Source organism: Variovorax sp. 22077 (assembly GCF_052044195.1).
GTDB classification, from domain to species: domain Bacteria; phylum Pseudomonadota; class Gammaproteobacteria; order Burkholderiales; family Burkholderiaceae_C; genus Variovorax; species Variovorax atrisoli.
Genome location: NZ_JBQEQC010000018.1, coordinates 64,443 through 80,602 on the forward strand (window position 1 = coordinate 64,443; position 16,160 = coordinate 80,602).

Annotated in this window: 16 protein-coding genes and 1 tRNA gene; 12 read left to right on the forward strand and 5 right to left on the reverse strand. The window is 68.3% G+C overall.

Going from position 1 to position 16,160, the window contains the following annotated elements; all coding sequences use genetic code 11:
* Window positions 1-63: 63 nt before the first annotated feature.
* Together ACTJLF_RS23695 and ACTJLF_RS23700 are read left to right on the forward strand one after the other, a co-directional pair.
* Window positions 64-780 carry a 2OG-Fe(II) oxygenase gene (locus ACTJLF_RS23695; protein ID WP_026346277.1) on the forward strand — a complete coding sequence of 239 codons (717 nt, stop codon included), beginning with the start codon at window positions 64-66 and terminating at the stop codon, window positions 778-780.
* Window positions 781-1,008: 228 nt separating this feature from the next.
* Window positions 1,009-2,964 (forward strand): adenylate/guanylate cyclase domain-containing protein, encoded by a 1,956-nt coding sequence (locus tag ACTJLF_RS23700; protein WP_440884019.1) that lies wholly within the window; start codon window positions 1,009-1,011, stop codon window positions 2,962-2,964.
* 5 nt (window positions 2,965-2,969) lie between these two features.
* On the opposite strand, the gene ACTJLF_RS23705 is transcribed toward ACTJLF_RS23700, so the two are convergent.
* Together ACTJLF_RS23705 and ACTJLF_RS23710 are read right to left on the reverse strand one after the other, a co-directional pair.
* The gene (locus ACTJLF_RS23705; protein WP_240649973.1) at window positions 2,970-3,413 is read right to left on the reverse strand and encodes a YbaY family lipoprotein; all 444 of its coding nucleotides are present in this window, start codon (window positions 3,411-3,413) and stop codon (window positions 2,970-2,972) included.
* A gap of 8 nt (window positions 3,414-3,421) precedes the next feature.
* A complete protein-coding gene (locus ACTJLF_RS23710) occupies window positions 3,422-5,416 on the reverse strand; it encodes an acetoacetate--CoA ligase (RefSeq protein WP_440884020.1) in 1,995 nt (664 codons plus the stop codon).
* Window positions 5,417-5,517: 101 nt separating this feature from the next.
* On the opposite strand from ACTJLF_RS23710, the gene ACTJLF_RS23715 reads away from it, so the two are divergent.
* The 9 genes from ACTJLF_RS23715 (at window position 5,518) to ACTJLF_RS23755 (ending at window position 13,299) form a co-directional block, all read left to right on the forward strand.
* Window positions 5,518-6,270 carry a TetR family transcriptional regulator gene (locus ACTJLF_RS23715; RefSeq protein ID WP_440884021.1) on the forward strand — a complete coding sequence of 251 codons (753 nt, stop codon included), beginning with the start codon at window positions 5,518-5,520 and terminating at the stop codon, window positions 6,268-6,270.
* Window positions 6,267-7,211, forward strand: a complete 945-nt coding sequence (locus ACTJLF_RS23720; RefSeq protein ID WP_019653535.1) for an ABC transporter substrate-binding protein — start codon at window positions 6,267-6,269, stop codon at window positions 7,209-7,211. The genes ACTJLF_RS23715 and ACTJLF_RS23720 overlap by 4 nt, the downstream gene beginning before the upstream one ends.
* Window positions 7,208-8,065 carry an ABC transporter ATP-binding protein gene (locus ACTJLF_RS23725; protein ID WP_311733707.1) on the forward strand — a complete coding sequence of 286 codons (858 nt, stop codon included), beginning with the start codon at window positions 7,208-7,210 and terminating at the stop codon, window positions 8,063-8,065. The genes ACTJLF_RS23720 and ACTJLF_RS23725 overlap by 4 nt, the downstream gene beginning before the upstream one ends.
* Window positions 8,058-8,828, forward strand: a complete 771-nt coding sequence (locus ACTJLF_RS23730; RefSeq protein WP_354423529.1) for an ABC transporter permease — start codon at window positions 8,058-8,060, stop codon at window positions 8,826-8,828. Before ACTJLF_RS23725 ends, ACTJLF_RS23730 begins: the two co-directional genes overlap by 8 nt.
* Window positions 8,825-9,610, forward strand: coding sequence for an ABC transporter permease (locus ACTJLF_RS23735; RefSeq protein WP_354414968.1), 786 nt, complete (start codon window positions 8,825-8,827; stop codon window positions 9,608-9,610). The genes ACTJLF_RS23730 and ACTJLF_RS23735 overlap by 4 nt, the downstream gene beginning before the upstream one ends.
* A 156-nt stretch (window positions 9,611-9,766) precedes the next feature.
* A complete protein-coding gene (locus tag ACTJLF_RS23740) occupies window positions 9,767-10,573 on the forward strand; it encodes a cyclase family protein (protein ID WP_019653539.1) in 807 nt (268 codons plus the stop codon).
* A 10-nt stretch (window positions 10,574-10,583) separates the two neighbouring features.
* Window positions 10,584-11,909, forward strand: a complete 1,326-nt coding sequence (gene fahA, locus ACTJLF_RS23745; RefSeq protein WP_440884022.1) for a fumarylacetoacetase — start codon at window positions 10,584-10,586, stop codon at window positions 11,907-11,909.
* 101 nt (window positions 11,910-12,010) lie between these two features.
* Window positions 12,011-12,154 carry a hypothetical protein gene (locus ACTJLF_RS23750; protein ID WP_165940920.1) on the forward strand — a complete coding sequence of 48 codons (144 nt, stop codon included), beginning with the start codon at window positions 12,011-12,013 and terminating at the stop codon, window positions 12,152-12,154.
* A gap of 104 nt (window positions 12,155-12,258) precedes the next feature.
* Entirely contained in the window at window positions 12,259-13,299 is a 1,041-nt protein-coding gene (locus ACTJLF_RS23755) for an RNA ligase (ATP) (protein WP_132801717.1), read from the forward strand.
* A gap of 53 nt (window positions 13,300-13,352) precedes the next feature.
* Here ACTJLF_RS23755 and ACTJLF_RS23760 read toward each other — a convergent pair.
* The 3 genes from ACTJLF_RS23760 to ACTJLF_RS23770 all read right to left on the reverse strand — a co-directional run bounded on the left by ACTJLF_RS23760 (window position 13,353) and on the right by ACTJLF_RS23770 (window position 14,890).
* Window positions 13,353-13,428 (reverse strand) — tRNA-Gly (locus ACTJLF_RS23760).
* 105 nt (window positions 13,429-13,533) lie between these two features.
* The gene (locus ACTJLF_RS23765; RefSeq protein ID WP_440884023.1) at window positions 13,534-14,439 is read right to left on the reverse strand and encodes an NAD(P)/FAD-dependent oxidoreductase; all 906 of its coding nucleotides are present in this window, start codon (window positions 14,437-14,439) and stop codon (window positions 13,534-13,536) included.
* Complete coding sequence (locus ACTJLF_RS23770; RefSeq protein WP_126183517.1) at window positions 14,429-14,890, reverse strand: RrF2 family transcriptional regulator; 462 nt, start codon at window positions 14,888-14,890, stop codon at window positions 14,429-14,431. The genes ACTJLF_RS23765 and ACTJLF_RS23770 overlap by 11 nt, the downstream gene beginning before the upstream one ends.
* 104 nt (window positions 14,891-14,994) lie before the next feature.
* Between ACTJLF_RS23770 and ACTJLF_RS23775 the strand changes: the two genes are divergently transcribed.
* Window positions 14,995-16,140 (forward strand): helix-turn-helix domain-containing protein, encoded by a 1,146-nt coding sequence (locus ACTJLF_RS23775; RefSeq protein ID WP_440884024.1) that lies wholly within the window; start codon window positions 14,995-14,997, stop codon window positions 16,138-16,140.
* Window positions 16,141-16,160 lie beyond the last annotated feature (20 nt).

Genomic DNA, 16,160 nt, shown 5'->3' on the forward strand with positions numbered 1-16,160 from the left:
GGTGCGAAAAGCGGCGTCCGGAAACGGCGAGCCGTGATGCGCGGAAGCGGCAACACTGCAGGCATGACAGCAACTCCCGCCTCCCTGGTCGAACAGCTCGACTGGCCCCGCATCGAAGCCGACATCGCCGCGCGCGGCTGCGCCGCCACCGGCACCGCGCTCTTCACCCCGACCGAATGCGCGGCACTCGTGGCCATGTACGACCGGCCCCGCCATTTCCGCAGCCGCGTGGTGATGCAGCGCCACGGCTTCGGCCAGGGCGAGTACCAGTACTTCGCCTATCCGCTGCCGCCGAAGCTGGCAGCCTGGCGCAGCGCGCTTTACGAGCGCCTCGCGCCGCTGGCCAACGCCTGGGCGGCGGCGATGGGCCAGCCTGCCGACTATCCCGCACAGCACGATGCCTACCTCGCGCGCTGCCATGCGGCAGGCCAGGAGCGCCCCACCCCGCTGCTGCTGCGCTACGGCGAAGGCGACTACAACTGCCTGCACCAGGACCTGTACGGCGACCTGCAGTTCCCGCTGCAGCTCACGGTGCTGCTGAGCGAGCCGGGGCGCGACTTCGCCGGCGGCGAATTCGTGCTGACCGAGCAGCGCCCGCGCATGCAGTCGCGCGCGGAGGTTGTGTCGCTCACGCAGGGCGAGGCGGTGATCTTCGCGGTCAACCAGAGGCCCGTGGCCGGCACGCGCGGCAGCTATCGCGTGACGATGCGCCACGGCGTGAGCCGCGTGCGGTCGGGACGCCGGCACACGCTGGGCATCATCTTCCACGACGCGCGCTGACGCGCCCTCCTCCTGCAGCTTTCCCGGCAGTTCTCCTGCACCGGTCTATACAGGGCCGTGTCATCCTGGGACTGGGCAGTCCCGCACGTCAGGCCGAAGTGGAGCGAAAATCACGGCCGTTTCCGCGCAGCCACGGACTCCGGCACCACGATCGGGGCCATGGGCCTGGCGGAAGCCGGCCCGCAGCCTCGGTGCTGCGGGTGCGTCGAGTGGTCGCCAGGGAGCTGTATGAACAAGAACTCGTCCGGGAATCCGGAAGCGACGGGAAAGCCGTCGATCGAATCCGCCAGGGGCGCGTCGCCGCCCGCGGCCGCGCTCGTCACACCCGCGGGGCGCTCGCGGCGCTTCAGGGTCGACGTGGGCACCATCGTGAGCGCAGTGGCGCTGGCGCAGTCGCTGCTGCTGGTGTCGCTGGGCTACTGGGGCTCGCAGAGGCTGGTCTCGCGCATCGGCGTGTCGGCGCACAAGTCCAACCACGACCGCACCGAAGACAAGGTACTGGCCTTCCTGCACAAGGCGGAGTCGGTCATCAATGCGGTGGGCACCGCCCCCAGCCTGCAGCCGGCGGGCGAGCAATCGGAACGAACGGCGGAGCTGCTCTGGACGCTGCTGCAGCAGTCGCCCGAGCTCGACAGCATCTACGTGAGCAACGAGAAGGGCCGGATGCTGATGGCCCTGCGCTACCCGGTGCCGGCCATGCGCCACATCGAGCTCGGCGACGGCTTCACCACCGAGACCTGGCAATACAAGCTGCCGCTGGACGCCGAGGCCGACGCCCAGCAGCGCTACGCCACGCAGCACATCGCCTCCCGGCGCACCGACTACAACCCGACGCAGCGCGGCTGGTTCCTGCAAGCACGCAAGGCGGGCGGGCCGGTCTGGACGCAGCCCTACGTGTTCGCCGCGGCGCAGGAGCTCGGCGTGACCTACGCGCTGCCGAGCCAGCGCCGTTATCCGGACAACAGCCCGCAGGCGCTGGTGGTCGCGGGCGACGTGTCGCTCGGGCGGCTCTCGGAGTTCGTGCGCCAGTTCAGCAGCGACGGCTACGGCGACAGCGCACTGCTGAGCGCCGACTTCAACGTGCTCGCGCGCAGCGACCTGCCCGGCGTGCTGCACAAGCTGGAGCCGCCCAGCGGCGTGCTCGGCGCACTGCATGCGTATATGGTGACGGCAGGCACCGCGGGCGGCGGCAGCGACACCGCGTTCTCCTTCACCTACGAAGGCCGCCGCTACCTCGTGCAGACATCGCGCATTCCGAGCACCGGCTGGCAGCTCGTGAGCTGGGTGCCCGAGGACATGCTGCTCGGCGACCTGCATCGCGCGGTGCTGTGGAGCCTGGGGCTGGCGGTGGCCTTTCTCGCGGTCGCGCTGTTCATGTCGCTGAAGCTCTCCAAGCTGGTGACCGCGCCGGTGGAGAACCTCTCGCACATCGCACGGCGAATCGGCCTGCTGGAGCTCGACAATCTGCCGCGCGAGCCGAGCCGCGTGCTCGAGATCCAGCACCTCGACCAGGCACTCGACGACTCGGCGCGCAGCCTCAAGGCCTTCAGCAAGTTCGTGCCGGTGGACATCATCAATCAGCTGATCGACGAAGGCCACGCGCTCGGTCCTTCGGGCTCGCCGCGGCGCGTGACGGTGATGTTCACCGACGTGGAGGGCTTCACCTCGATCTCGGAATCGCTGGACGCCGACGTGCTGGTGGGCATGCTCACCGAATACTTCAACCTCGCGACCGGCGTGTTCGCGCGGCACGGCGGCGTGGTCGACAAGTTCATCGGCGACGGCATCATGGTGCTGTGGGGCGCCCCTTCGGACCTGAAGGACGCGGAATACAAGGCCTGCCTGGCCGCGCTCGAACTGCACGTGGAGATGGACGAGCTCAACCGCAGGTGGGCCGAACGCGGCCTGCCCGAGTTCCGCACCCGCATGGGCATCCACACGGGCACGGTGATCGCCGGGGTGCTGGGCTCGAACGACCGGCTCTCATACACCGCGTTCGGCGATGCGATCAACGTGGCGAGCCGCATCGAGGGCATCAACAAGCAGCTGGGCACGCTGGCGCTGATGTCCGAGACCACCTACGCCGGCCTCGAAGGCCGGCTGCATACGCGGCGCATCGAGGAGCAGATCGAGCTGCGCGGCCGGCAGACGCGCATGGTGCTCTACGAGCTGGTGATGTCCTGAGGCGCCTAGCGCGGCGCCTGGGCGACGCGCACCAGCACGAGGTCGGCGCTGGTGGCGCCGCCCTGCGTGAGCACCGGGTACTGCGTGTCGTTGATGAAGAGGAGCTGCTCGCCGCGCGTGATGCGCGCCGACACCGCATAGCGCATGCGCGGATCGATGCGCGCGGCGTCCACCTTCAGCTCGTAGGCGAAGGGCACCTGTTTGCCATTCGCCTTGATGCGCTGCTCGGCGAGCACCTTCGAAGGCGCATCCATGAGCGATACGTCGAGCAGCTGCACCACGATGTCGGCTGCAGGGTCGAGCGCGATGCGTTCGCGGTAGGTGACCGTGCCGGTCACGCGCAGCTGCGCGGTGCCGCCGGCTGCCGGCGACGAGGGCACTGCGCAGGCGCTCAGCAGCGAGGCGCCCGCGATGGCGGAGAACATGAGGAGGCTGGTGCGTCTTTTCATCCGACGCATTATGCGGAGGCACGCTGCGCGGCGAAGGCCACGTACCAATCGAGACTCCCGGGGTTCGCCATTGCTTCACGGTTGACAACCTTTTCGATCGGCTGGCCCAGCAGCAGCTTCTTGATCGGCAGCTCCTGCTTCTTGCCCGAGAGCGTGCGCGGTATCTCGGCCACCTGGAAGATATCGTTGGGCACGAAGCGCGGCGACAGCGATGTCTTGATGGCGCTGTTGATCTTCGCGCGCATGGCATCGTCGAGCGCCACGCCGGGGCGCAGCACCACGAACAGCGGCATGTAGCTGTCGCGGCCCAGGTATTCGAGGTCGACCACCATCGAGTCGAGCACCTCGGGCAGGCCCTCGACGGCGCTGTATATCTCGCTGGTGCCCATGCGCAGGCCCTGGCGGTTGATGGTGGCGTCGCTGCGGCCGTAGATGATGCAGCCCCCGTCCTCGCCGATCCTGATCCAGTCGCCGTGGCGCCAGACCCCGGGGTAGGTGTCGAAGTAGCTCGACACGTAGCGCGCGTTGCCCTCGTCACCCCAGAAATACAGCGGCATCGACGGAATGGCCTTGGTGCAGACCAGCTCGCCGACCTCGCCGATCACAGGCTGCCCCTGCTCGTTCCAGGCCTCGACCGAATGGCCAAGCTCGCGGCACTGCATTTGTCCGGGCACCTCGGGCAGGTCGCGATTGCCGCCGACGAAGGCGCCGCAGAAATCGGTGCCGCCGGAGATGTTGCACCACCACACCTCCTTCGAGCCCGCATCGAGGATCTGCCTCGAGCCCCAGCGCTGCACTTCCTCGGGCAGCGGCGAGCCGGTGCTGCCCAGGGCACGCACGCGCGAGAGATCGCCGCACTCCTTCGCGACGAGGCCGGCCTTCATGCAGTTGGTGAAGTAGGCCGCGCCCGCACCGAAGAAGGTGACCTTGTGGCGCGCCACGAAGCGCCACAGCACGCCCCAGTCAGGCTTCTCCTTGCTGCCCGCCGGATTGCCGTCGTAGATGCAGATGGTGGCGCCGAAGGCCATGCCCGAGAGCTGCGAGTTCCACATGACCCAGCCAGTGGAGCTGAACCAGTGGTAGCGCTCGCCGAAGTTGTTGGCGCCGTAGCTCGCCCCCACGTCGTTGTGCAGCCCGCAGGCGTGCATCGTGAGGATGATGCCGCCCTGCCCGTGCACGATGGGCTTGGGCAGGCCGGTGGTACCGCTCGAATAGACGATCCAGATCGGGTGGTCGAACGGCAGCCACTCGGGCTCGAAGGCGGCGACCTCGGCGTCGTCGCGCGCGATGGCCTGCGTCCATTCGACATCGTGCGGCACAGCATCGGCTGCATAGGGCGACTTCACGAGCAGCAGCTTCTGCACGCTGGGCAGCTGGCCGCGCAGCTCCCGAAGCACCGCGCTGCGATCCAGCGGCTTGCCGCCGTAGTGCACGCCGTCGACGGCGATCAGCACCTTCGGCTCGATCTGCCTGAAGCGGTCGGCCACGGCGGCCGTGCCCATGTCGGGCGCACACACGCTCCAGATCGCGCCGATGCTGGAGCATGCGAGAAAGGCCACCATGGTCTCGGGCACGTTGGGCATGTAGGCCGCGACGCGGTCGCCGCGCTTCACGCCCAGCGACTTCAGCGTGAGCGCCACCGAAGCCACCTGCCGGCGCATCTCGGGCCAGGACATCTCGCGCACCTGTCCCAGTTCGTTGTCGCTCACGATGGCGGGCATGCCTGCCGCATGGGCCGCATCGACGTGGCGCAGCACCTCGCGTGCGTAGTTGACCTGTGCGCCGGGGAACCAGCGTGCACCGGGCATGCGCGATTCGGCGAGCACCGCGGTGTGCGGCGTGGGCGATTCGATGCGGGCGTAGTCCCAGATGCTCTGCCAGAAGGCGTCGAGCTCGGTGACGGACCAGCGCCAGAGGGCGTCGTAGCTGTCGAATGCGAGGCCGCGCGTCTCGCGCAGCCAGTCCTGGTAGAGGCGGATCTGGGGGATGTTGGGAGCGGGCATTGCACGAGCGTAGCGCCGCGAACGGCCGTGCTCAATGAGGGTTGACCTCAGGGTTTGTACGCGTGTTCAATGTTTTTGTACAAGCGTTCAATACGCCCCCGATGAGCACCCGCACACCCACCGCAAAGCGCCAGGTCTCGCGCGCACCGGCACAGGCCGCCGCCGTAGTCGCCATCGAGACTGCACGGCCCGACCGCAAGCAGGCGATCCTGCTGGCGGCCGAGAAGCTCTTTTCGCAGCACGGCTACCACGTGGTGACGATCCGCCAGATCGCCGAGGAGGCCGGCGTGCCGCTGGCGCTGGTGGGCTACTACTACGGCCAGAAGCACGAACTCTTCCACGCGATCTTCGAGCACTGGGGACACTCCATCGAGGCCCGGCTGGCGGGCCTGGCCGCGGTGGACATCGACCCCGACGACGCGCGCACGCTGCCGCGCATCATCGACGCCTTCACCGCGCCCGTGCTGGCGCTGCGCGCGAGCGCCGAGGGCGAGTACTACGCGCTGCTGGTGGCGCGCGAGCTCTACCACGCCACCGAGGAAGCCGACCGCGTGCTGCGCGCCTACTTCGACCCGCTGGCCGAGGCCTACATCGACGCGCTGCACCTCGCGATGCCGCACGCCACGCGCAGCCAGGCCGCCTGGGGCTACCAGTTCGCGCTGGGCTCGCTGCTGCACCACCTGAACGACAGCCGCATCGAACGGCTCTCGCGCGGCGAGAACACGCGCGCCGACCCGGCGGTGGCCCCGATGCTGGTGAACTTCATCGTCGGCGGACTGCGCGCCGCGCTGCCGCGCCCGAAGACCGCCAGGCCGTCGCAGAAGAAAACCATACCCAGGAGACAGAAGACATGATGAAACGACGCACCCTGCTGTCGGCGCTCGCCGCGGCGTCGGCTGCCGCGGCGCTGCCTTCGCGCGCGCAGTCCACCACGAAGATCGTGTTCGGCTACACGGCCGTGACCGACTTCGCATCGGTGTTCGTGGCCGCCGAGGAGGGCTACTTCAAGAAGCGCAGCCTCGACGTGGAGCTGAAGTTCATTCCGCTGAACTCGACCATCCCGGCGGCGCTGCAGTCCGATTCGCTTCAGATCGGCGGGCCCACGCCCTCGGTGTTCCTGCAGGCGGTGGACGGCGGCCTCGACCTGGTGCTCGTGGCCGGCGGCGGCCTCACCTCGAAGACCATCACCGGCTTCGGCCTGGTGGCGCGCGCGGGCTCGGGCATCAAGAGCGCGCAGGACTGCGTGGGCAAGAAAATCGGCGTGCCAGGCCTGGGCGCCTTCCTGCACGTGACCTTCCGCGCATGGCTGAAGGACAGCGGCGTGGACTACCGCAAGGTCAACTTCGTCGAGGCCGCGTTCCCGCAGCATGCCGACCTGCTGCGCGGCGGCTCGGTCGACGCGGTGGTGTCGGCCGATCCGTTCATGAGCCGCATCACGGAGAGTGGCGCCGGCTACGTGGCCTCGTATTACTCGACCTTCCTGCCCGAGAACAACCAGACGATCGTGCACGCTGCCAAGCGCGAGTGGGTGGCGAAGAACCCGGCGGCGGCGCGCGCCTTCCGCGAGGCGCTGGTGGAAGCCGCCGCGTTCATGCAGCAGCCGAAGAACGACGCCAAGGTGCGCGCATCCATCGGCAAGTACATCAAGCTGCCGCCCGACGTGCTCGCCAAGGTGCAGGTCTCGCCGCCCGGCCCCGTGGTGACCGACAAGCAGCTTTCCTACTGGACCGGGCTGATGAAGGAGCAGGAGATGCTCAAGACGAACATCGACGTCGCGAAGCTGGTGGCGAAGTGATCGCAACGCCCGCCCCGCTAACCGCGCGCGCTGCGTTGCAGCCGGGCGCCTTCCACGCGCCGGCCGGCACCGCGGCGCAGGCCGTGCCCTTCCTGCGCTTCGACGGCGTGACCATCCGCCTCGGCGGGCGCGAGATCCTTTCGCCGACATCCTTCGACGTGGCGCGCGGCGAGTTCGTCTGCATCGTCGGCCCCAGCGGCTGCGGCAAGACCACGCTGCTGCGCGCGGCCAGCGGACTGGTCACGGCCAGCGCGGGCGAGGTGCGGCGCAACGGCGTGAAGATGACCGAGCCCTCGCGCGAAGTGGCCTTCGTGTTCCAGGACTACGGCCGCGCCCTGCTGCCCTGGCGCACGGTGGAAGGCAACGTGAGCCTTGCGCTGGAAGCGGCCGGCGTGCCTGCCGCGCAGCGCGCACCGCGCATCGCCGACGTGCTCGGCAAGGTCGGCCTCGCGAAGCACGCGCACAAGTTCCCGGTGCAGCTGTCGGGCGGCATGCAGCAGCGCGCGCAGATCGCCCGCTGCCTCGCGCAGAGGCCCGAGCTGATGATGATGGACGAGCCCTTCGGCGCGCTCGACGCGCTCACGCGCCAGAGCCTGCAGGACGAGCTCGCGCGGCTGGTGCGCGAGGACGGGCTCACCGTGCTCTTCGTCACGCACGACCTGGAGGAAGCCATCTACCTCGGCGACCGCGTGATCGCGCTGCAGGCCAACCCGGGGCCGGGCCGGCCCAGCCTCGCGCGGATGATCGACGTGAAGATTCCGCGCCCGCGCGACCAACTCTCGACCAAGGAGCATCCGGAATACCTGCACCTGCGCCGCGAGCTCTTCGCTTTCATCGAGCAGGGCCATGACTGAGAACCGCCTCTTGCGCTGGCTGCGGCCGTGGGTGTTTCCCGTGGTGCTCGTCGGCGCCTTCGAGTGGTATGCGCGGCGCGCGGCAGCCCTCGGCAGCGACGCGCTCGCGCCGCCCACCGCCGCGGCGAAGGCTTTCGCCGGCGCCGCCATGGACGGCTCGCTCTGGACGGCCACCGGCTTCACGCTCGGCACCGCCGCGCTCGGCCTGCTGCTGGGCGCAGTGCTCGGCATCGCGCTGGGCGTGGTGCTCGGGCTCTCGCGCCGCGCGGCGCAGCTCGGCTCGGTTTCCATCGAAGTGCTTCGGCCCGTGCCTTCGGTCGCGCTGATTCCGCTGGCAATGCTGGGCTTCGGATTCGGCGTGCGCATGGAGCTGGCCATCGTCGCGTTCGCCACCTTCTGGCCGCTGCTGGTGCTGGTGCAGGCGGCGGTGCAGCAGGTGGAGCCGCGCCTGCTCGAGGTCAGCCGCGTGCTGGGGCTTTCGGCGCGCGAGCGTGCCTTCAAGATCGTGCTGCCGGCCATCGTGCCGCGCCTGTTCGTCGCGCTGCGCCTGGGCGTGGCGGTCGCGCTGGTGGTGGCGGTGACGGTGGAGATCGCGGCCAACCCCAACGGCATGGGCTACGCGATGATGATCGCGCAGCAGAGCTTCGACCCGGCGCTGATGCTGGCCTGGCTGGGCTGGATCGGCATCGTGGGCTTCGCGGTCAACGCGGGCATGCTGATGCTTCAGCGCGCGGTGTCGCGGCGCATGGGGGTGCCGTCATGAACGACAGCCGCATCGGCCTCTACAGGGTCGGCTCGCTGGGCGTGCTGCTCGCACTCGTCGCGCTGTGGTGGATCGCGAGCAACGCCGGCTGGGTGAGCCGCGTGTTCCTGCCGACCCCGCAGGCCACCTTCGCGAGCCTGCTCGAAGGGCTGAATCTCTCGGGTAGCGGCAATGGCGGCGGCGAGCTGCTCGGCTTCACGCGGGCCACGGTGGGCCGGATGATCGAAGGCTGGCTGCTGGCCTCGCTCTTCGGCGTGCTGCTCGGCGCGGCCATCGGCGTGTCGCCGTCGGTGCGCGCATGGGTGCAGCCCACGCTCGAGTTCGTCCGCCCCCTGCCCGCCTCCGCCCTGCTGCCGCTGGCCATCTCAATCTTCGGGCTGAACCCGGGCATGGTGCTTTTCGTGGTCGCCTTCGGTGCGATGTGGCCGGTGCTGCTGGCCACGGTGCATGGCTTCGCGGCGGTGGAGCCACGCCTTTCGGAAGTGGCGCGCTGCCTGCAGATGTCGCGCGCGGCGTACATCTGGAAGATGGGCCTGCCCAACGCGATGCCAGACATCCTCGCGGGCATGCGGCTCGCGCTGACCATCGCGCTGATCGTCGCGGTGGTGGGCGAGATGATCGCCTCGCAAAGCGGCCTGGGCCAGGCCATCCTGCTGGCCGCGCGCGCCTTCCGTGCGAGCGACCTGTTCGCCGGCATCGTGCTGCTGGGGCTGATCGGCTTCGCCAGCAATGCGCTGCTGGCCTTTGCAGAACGGCGGTTGCTGCGGTGGCAGCGGCCTTAGGAGCGGGAACCCAGGACTTCCGGACGCGGAGGGCGCGAAAGGAAGACCGGGATCCCCTTTGAATTTTTCTTTCGGATTTTTTTGCGCTCTTCGCGAAACCTTCGCGCCCCCCCTGCGTCCTGCCCCGGCATTCACACACCCACAAAAGGAGCCCCCATGCCACGCAAATTCGTCGACCTCTCGATCTTTCTCGAAAACGACGTGCTCTCCGACCCGCCCGCCTTCGCGCCGAAGATCCAGTACTTCACGCACGAGCAGACCTACGAGCAGATCGAGCCCTTCTTTCCCGGCCTGAAGAAGGAAGACCTGCCCGACGGCGAGGGCTGGGCGGTGGAACTGGTGCAGCTGTCGACGCACAACGGCACCCACCTCGACGCGCCCTATCACTTCCACTCGACCATGGACAAGGCGCTGGGCGAGAAGAAACCCGCCATCGCCATCCACGACGTGCCGCTCGAGTGGTGCTTCCAGCCCGGGGTGAAGCTCGACTTCCGCCACTTCGCCGACGGCTACGTGGTGACCGCCGCGGACGTCGAGGCCGAGCTCAAGCGCATCGGCCACACGCTGAGCCCGCTGGAGATCGTGGTGGTCAACACGCGCGCCGGCTCCCGCTACGGCAACCCCGACTACGTCTCGGCCGGCGCGGGCATGGGCTACGAGGCAACGATGTACCTGCTGGAGCGCGGCGTGCGCCTCACGGGCACCGACGCATGGAGCTGGGACGCACCCTTCGTGCACACCGCGAAGAAGTACGGCGAGACGCATGACGCCTCGCTGATCTGGGAAGGCCACAAGGCCGGCCGGGACATCGGCTACTGCCACATCGAGAAGCTGCACAATCTGGAGTCCCTGCCGCCCACGGGCTTCTACATCAGCTGCTTCCCGCACAAGATCCGCGGCGCGTCGGCCGGCTGGACGCGCGCGGTCGCGATCTTCGACGACGCGCTGATGGCCTCGGCGTGAGGGCGGCTTCATGAGCATCGCACTCAACCACACGCACGACGCTCACGCGCGCAGCTGGGTCGAATCGGCCAATGCGCCGGACAGCGACTTCCCGATCCAGAACCTGCCCCATGCGGTGTTCCGCCGCGCCGGGAGCGCCGAGGCATTCCGCGGCGGTGTCGCGATCGGCGACCAGGTGCTGGACCTGGCCGCGCTGGCCACGAAGCAGCAGCTCGACGGCCTTGCGCTCGACGCCGCGAACGCAGCCGCGCTGCCGGCGCTCAACGACTTCTTCGCACTCGGCCACGGCGCATGGCAGGCGCTGCGCCACGCGCTCTTCGACCTGCTGAAGAACGACTCGCCCGTCGCGGCGGTGCAGGCCGTGCGCGAATGCCTCGTGCCGCAGGCCGACGTCGAGTACACCGTGCCCGCACGCATCGGCGACTACACCGACTTCTACACCTCGATCGACCACGCGCTGAACATCAGCCGCCTGATGAACCCCGATGGCGACGTGACGCCCAACTTCCGCTGGATTCCGATCGCGTACCACGGGCGCGTGTCGACCATCGGCGTGAGCGGCCAGCGCTTCCACCGCCCGATGGGACAGGCCATGGCCCCGGGCGCGAAGGCGCCCACCTACCAGGCCTGCGCGCGGCTCGACTACGAGCTGGAGCTCGGCGTGTGGATCGGCAAGGGCAACGCGCAGGGCGATGCGATTCCGCTCGAACGTGCGGAGGAACACATCTTCGGCATCTGCCTGCTCAACGACTGGTCGGCGCGCGACATCCAGTTCTGGGAGATGGCGCCGCTCGGGCCTTTCCTCGCAAAGAACTTCGCTACCACCATCTCGCCGTGGATCGTGACCATGGAAGCGCTCGCACCCTACCGGCAGGCATGGACGCGCCCATCGGACGAGCCCCAGCCGCTGGCCTACCTGGAGCATGCGGCCAACCGCGACGGCGGCGCGATCGACATCCGGCTGGAGGTGTGGCTCGAAAGCGAGAAGGCCCGCAAGGAAAAGACCGGACCGTCACGGCTTTCATCGACCAGCTTCAGGCACCAGTACTGGACCGTCGCGCAGATGGTGACGCACCACACCATGGGCGGGTGCAGCCTGAACCCCGGCGACCTGTTCGGCAGCGGCACGATCTCCGGCCCAGGCGAGGGCGAGGCCGGCGCGATCATCGAGCTGACGCGCGCTGGTCAAAGCCCGGTGGCGCTGGCCAACGGCGAGCAGCGCGGCTTCCTGGAAGACGGCGACGCGGTGCTGCTGCGCGGCTGGTGCGAGAAGCCGGGGCATGCGCGCATCGGGTTCGGGGAGAGCCGGGGGACGGTGCTGGCGGCAAGGGGTTGACGTTCTAGTAAACACTATTTACAGTCCGACTCCTTTTGCGGATGAGCCGCAAAGATTCTCGACAACGCGACGAGCACTCCACTCTCACACCGAGTCATTTCGTGAACACCACGCCGGTCATTGCCAAGAACGTCTGCGACAACGCGAGTCCGACATCGGTGCGCGCGTTCGAACACGGCATGGCCCATGAGATGGGCCAGCCGCAAACGCCCAACGAGGCTTCACCGGGCGAAGCCGGCGCGTAGCGCGCACCTCTTCAGCACTCTTTTCAAGGAGGCCCGGACACCGAATGGTTCCGGGCCTCCTTTCTTTTTGCGTCACCATCATCAACCACAGGGAGAAAACAACCATGCGCAAACTGGTCACCGTCCGCACTGTCGATGCGATCCGCCCCATCCCGGGAGCGGATGCCATCGAATGCGCCATCGTCGAAGGCTGGACCGTCGTGATCAAGAAGGGCGAGTTCGCCGTCGGCGACCGCTGCGTCTTCTTCGAGATCGATTCATTCCTGCCGCTCGACGATCCGCGCTTTACCTTCCTGGAGAAGGCCGCGATCACCTGGAACGAACAGCGCGGCGTGCGGCTTCGCACGATGAAGCTGCGCGGCCAGATTTCGCAGGGGCTGATCCTGCCACTGTCGCAGTTCTCGGAAATCGACGCGCTCGCGCTGGCTGATCCGGCGCTGCGCCAGCGTGACTGGGCGCAGCTGCTCGGCATCGACAAGTGGGAGCCGGTGGTTCCGGCCTGCCTGTCGGGCGAGGTGGAGGGTGCATTCCCTTCGTTCATTGCCAAGACCGACCAGGAGCGCATCCAGAACCTCCCGGAGGTTCTGGCGGGGAACGACGGACACGCGTTCGAGGTCACGGTCAAACTCGACGGATCGAGCATGACCGCCTTCCACAACGCGGGAGCCGTCGGCGTCTGCGGGCGCAACTGGCAGCTGCGTGAAAGCCCGGGCAACAGCCTTTGGCGCGTGGCCCGGGAAGATCGCCTGCTGGAAGCTCTCGCGGCACTGGGCCGCAACGTGGCGCTCCAGGGGGAAATCATCGGCGAAGGCATCCAGGGCAACCCGGAGAAGCTGCGCGGCCAGCAATTCCACGTCTTCGATGTGTTCGACATCGATCGCGGCGGCTATTGCGGAATGGAGGAGCGTGGCGCCGTCGTCGACTCGCTGCGCGCGCTGGGAGCCTCCGTGCGCACCGTGCCTTTGCTCGAAGTGACCGCGCTCGACCGCTTCGGCGGATCGATCGCCGAGGTGCTGGCGTATGCCGAGGGGCCGTCGCTGAATCGGGAGACTTCTCGCGAAGGACTCGTGTTCAAGCGGCTGGACGGCGGGCTGTCGTTCAAGGCAATCTCGAACAGCTACCTGCTGAAGCACTCGGACCGCTGAGTTGGAGCACAAATGAAAAAGGCCACCTGATGAGGTGGCCTTTTTCTGCGATTTGGAGCGGGAAAAGAGTCTCGAACTCTCGACCTCAACCTTGGCAAGGTTGCGCTCTACCAACTGAGCTATTCCCGCGTGAGCCTCAGATTATAGGGTGGAATCGGGCGGTTTTTTCCGAATCCCTGAAAAAAGTTCATTTTTCTTCCTGGCGAGGGCGCGGAGAGCCGGGGCAAGAGGTCATCAGGCGTCGAACACCATCGAGCGGTGCATCGACACGCCGGCCATCAGCCCGTCCGCGGACGCCAGCGTGGCGTTGGAGAACATCATCGCGAGATCGCCCGCGCCATAGACGCCGGGCACGGTCGTCATCTTCATCGCATCGACGCGCAGAACCTTGCCCAGCGGGCCGTCGTCGAAGGCGCAGCCCAGCCGTTCGGCCAGAGGGCTGGCGGGACGTGTGCGCGGCGTCACGTAGAGCGCCTCGACGGGCACCAGCCTGCCGTCGTCGATGCGCACCCCGGCGAGGTCGGCCGCATCGCCTTCCAGGCCGGCGACGCGGCCGGGCTCGATGACGACGCCGCGCGCCTGCAGCCTCGCGCGCGCCTCGGCATCCGGCCCTTCGCCGCCGTTGAGGAAGAGCGTGGTCGGGCCCCATTCGGCGATCAGGAGCGCATGGTCCTGCGGCTGCACCCCGTGGTGATAAAGCACGCCCAGCCGGCGCCCGCCGAACTCGTAGCCGTGGCAATAAGGACAGTGCAGCACGCTCGCACCCCAGCGTTCGCCCAGGCCCGGAATCTCCGGCAGGCCGTCCTGCACGCCGTGGGACAGCAGCAGCCTGTCGGCCGAGCGGCGATCGCCGCTGCTCAGCGACACAGTGAAACCACCTGCCTCGTCAGCGCCCGCATCGACGACCGCGGCCTCGACGAATTCGACTGTCGGGTACGCGAGCAGCTTCTCGCGCGCGTCCCCGATCATCTTCAACGGCGGCACGCCGTCCTGTCCGAAGAAGCCGTGCGACGCGGCGGCGAAGCGGTTGCGCGGCGCTCCGGTGTCGACGACGCAGACCTTGCGTCTCGCCCGGGCAAGCTGCATGGCAGCGGAAAGGCCGGCAAAGCTGCCGCCCACGATCAGAGCGTCATGGCGCATGTTCGATGTCCTTCGATGTGAAGCCGCCGCCTGTCATGCGGCGATGAAAGTCCCTGGAGAGATCGGCCAGCGTGATGCTGTTGAAGCGCCTGAGCAGCAGCGCCTCGGCCTCGTCGCACACGCCGTCGAGCGCCGCGTTCACCGCCTGCTCGACGATGCAGCCGGGGCTCTCGGTGCGGTTGCCCATGGCCAGCAGCGCGGGCGCGCCCACCGCGTTGTGGATGTCGCCCAGCGTCACCGCCGACAAGGTGCAAGAAAGCACCCAGCCGCCGCCATGCCCCTTGGCCGAACTCACGAACCCCGCCTGCCGAAGGCCGGCCATGAGCCGGCGCACGACCACCGGATTGGTCTGCATCGCCACCGCGAGCGACTCGGAGGTGACGGGCGCCTTCATCTCGGCCATGTGCAGCAGCACGTGGAGGACGGCGGAAAGCTTGCTGTCGCGTTTCATGCAACATTATGAGTTGCATGTGTTTGACATGGCACGGTGCAGGGTCTTGTGCAATCGCTCGCCCACCGGCGGCCGCGGAGCCGGGGTGAGAATCGGGCCCGACCATGACACCCGCCCCGACCACCCTGCTCGACGCCGCGCTGCGCGGCATGCTGCTTGCCCTGTTGCTCGTGCTCGTGCTGGTCCTCGGCCGCGACCGTCCTCGCCTGCCGGCGGCTCGGGCGGGTCTGCTGCTCGCCCTCGGCCTGTGCATCCAGGTGATCGGCTCCACGCCGCAGTTCGAAGCGACGGTGCCTCGGGCGTGGCAATCGCCCTTCGTCGCGATCTCGGTCAGCAACGCGGTGCTGTTCTGGGTGTTCGTGCGAGCACTCTTCGACGACGACTTCGCGCTGCGGCCGCTTCACATCGCTTCATGGCTGGCAGTGGCGGTACTGGCGGCGTTCAACTGCGCGATGGTCGCGGGCAGCGCCTCGGTGGTCGCGCCGATCACCATGGGTATCCAGCGCGCCGTGCCGCTGGTGTTCGCGGTGCTTGCGGCGATGGCCGCGGCTTCGCAGTCGCGGGCCGATCTGGTGGAAGGCCGGCGCCGGCTGCGCGTGTTCATCGTAGTGACAGGCGTCGGCTACAGCATCGGGATGCTGGTGGTGCGACTGGCCTCCCCGCGCGGACAGCTGTCGGGCCCTTCCGCCACGGCCGACGCAGCGATGCTGCTGCTGATCGTGGCGGTGGTGACATGGCAGATGGTGCGGCTGGCGGGGTCGGAGTTCTTCCCGGCGGCACAGGCACCGGCCGTGATTCCGCCGGTGATGCCGGGCGGGCCGGCCCAGCCCGCCGAAGAGTCCGCCAATCCCCGACCCGCCGAGCCGGGACCCGCTACCGAGCCAGCCCCTGACCCCGCCGAAGACCGCCTCGCCGCATCCCTGCAGCACGCCATGGCGGTCGAGCACGCCTACCGCAGCGAAGATCTCAGCATCGCCACCCTCGCCGCCCGACTTTCGGTGCCCGAGTACCGCCTGCGGCGCCTCATCAACCAGCGGCTGGGCCACCGCAATTTCAACGCCTTCATCAACGGCTTCCGGCTGGCCGAGGCCACGGCGGCGCTGGCCGATTCCTCCAAACGCGAGTTGCCGGTGCTGACCATTGCACTGACTGCGGGCTTCCAGTCGATCGGTCCCTTCAACCGCGCCTTCAAGGCCGCCACGGGCCTGACTCCCACCGAGTTCCGCAGGAAGAAGCTGGCCGAATCCTGAAATCTCTGGCCGAAAACCGG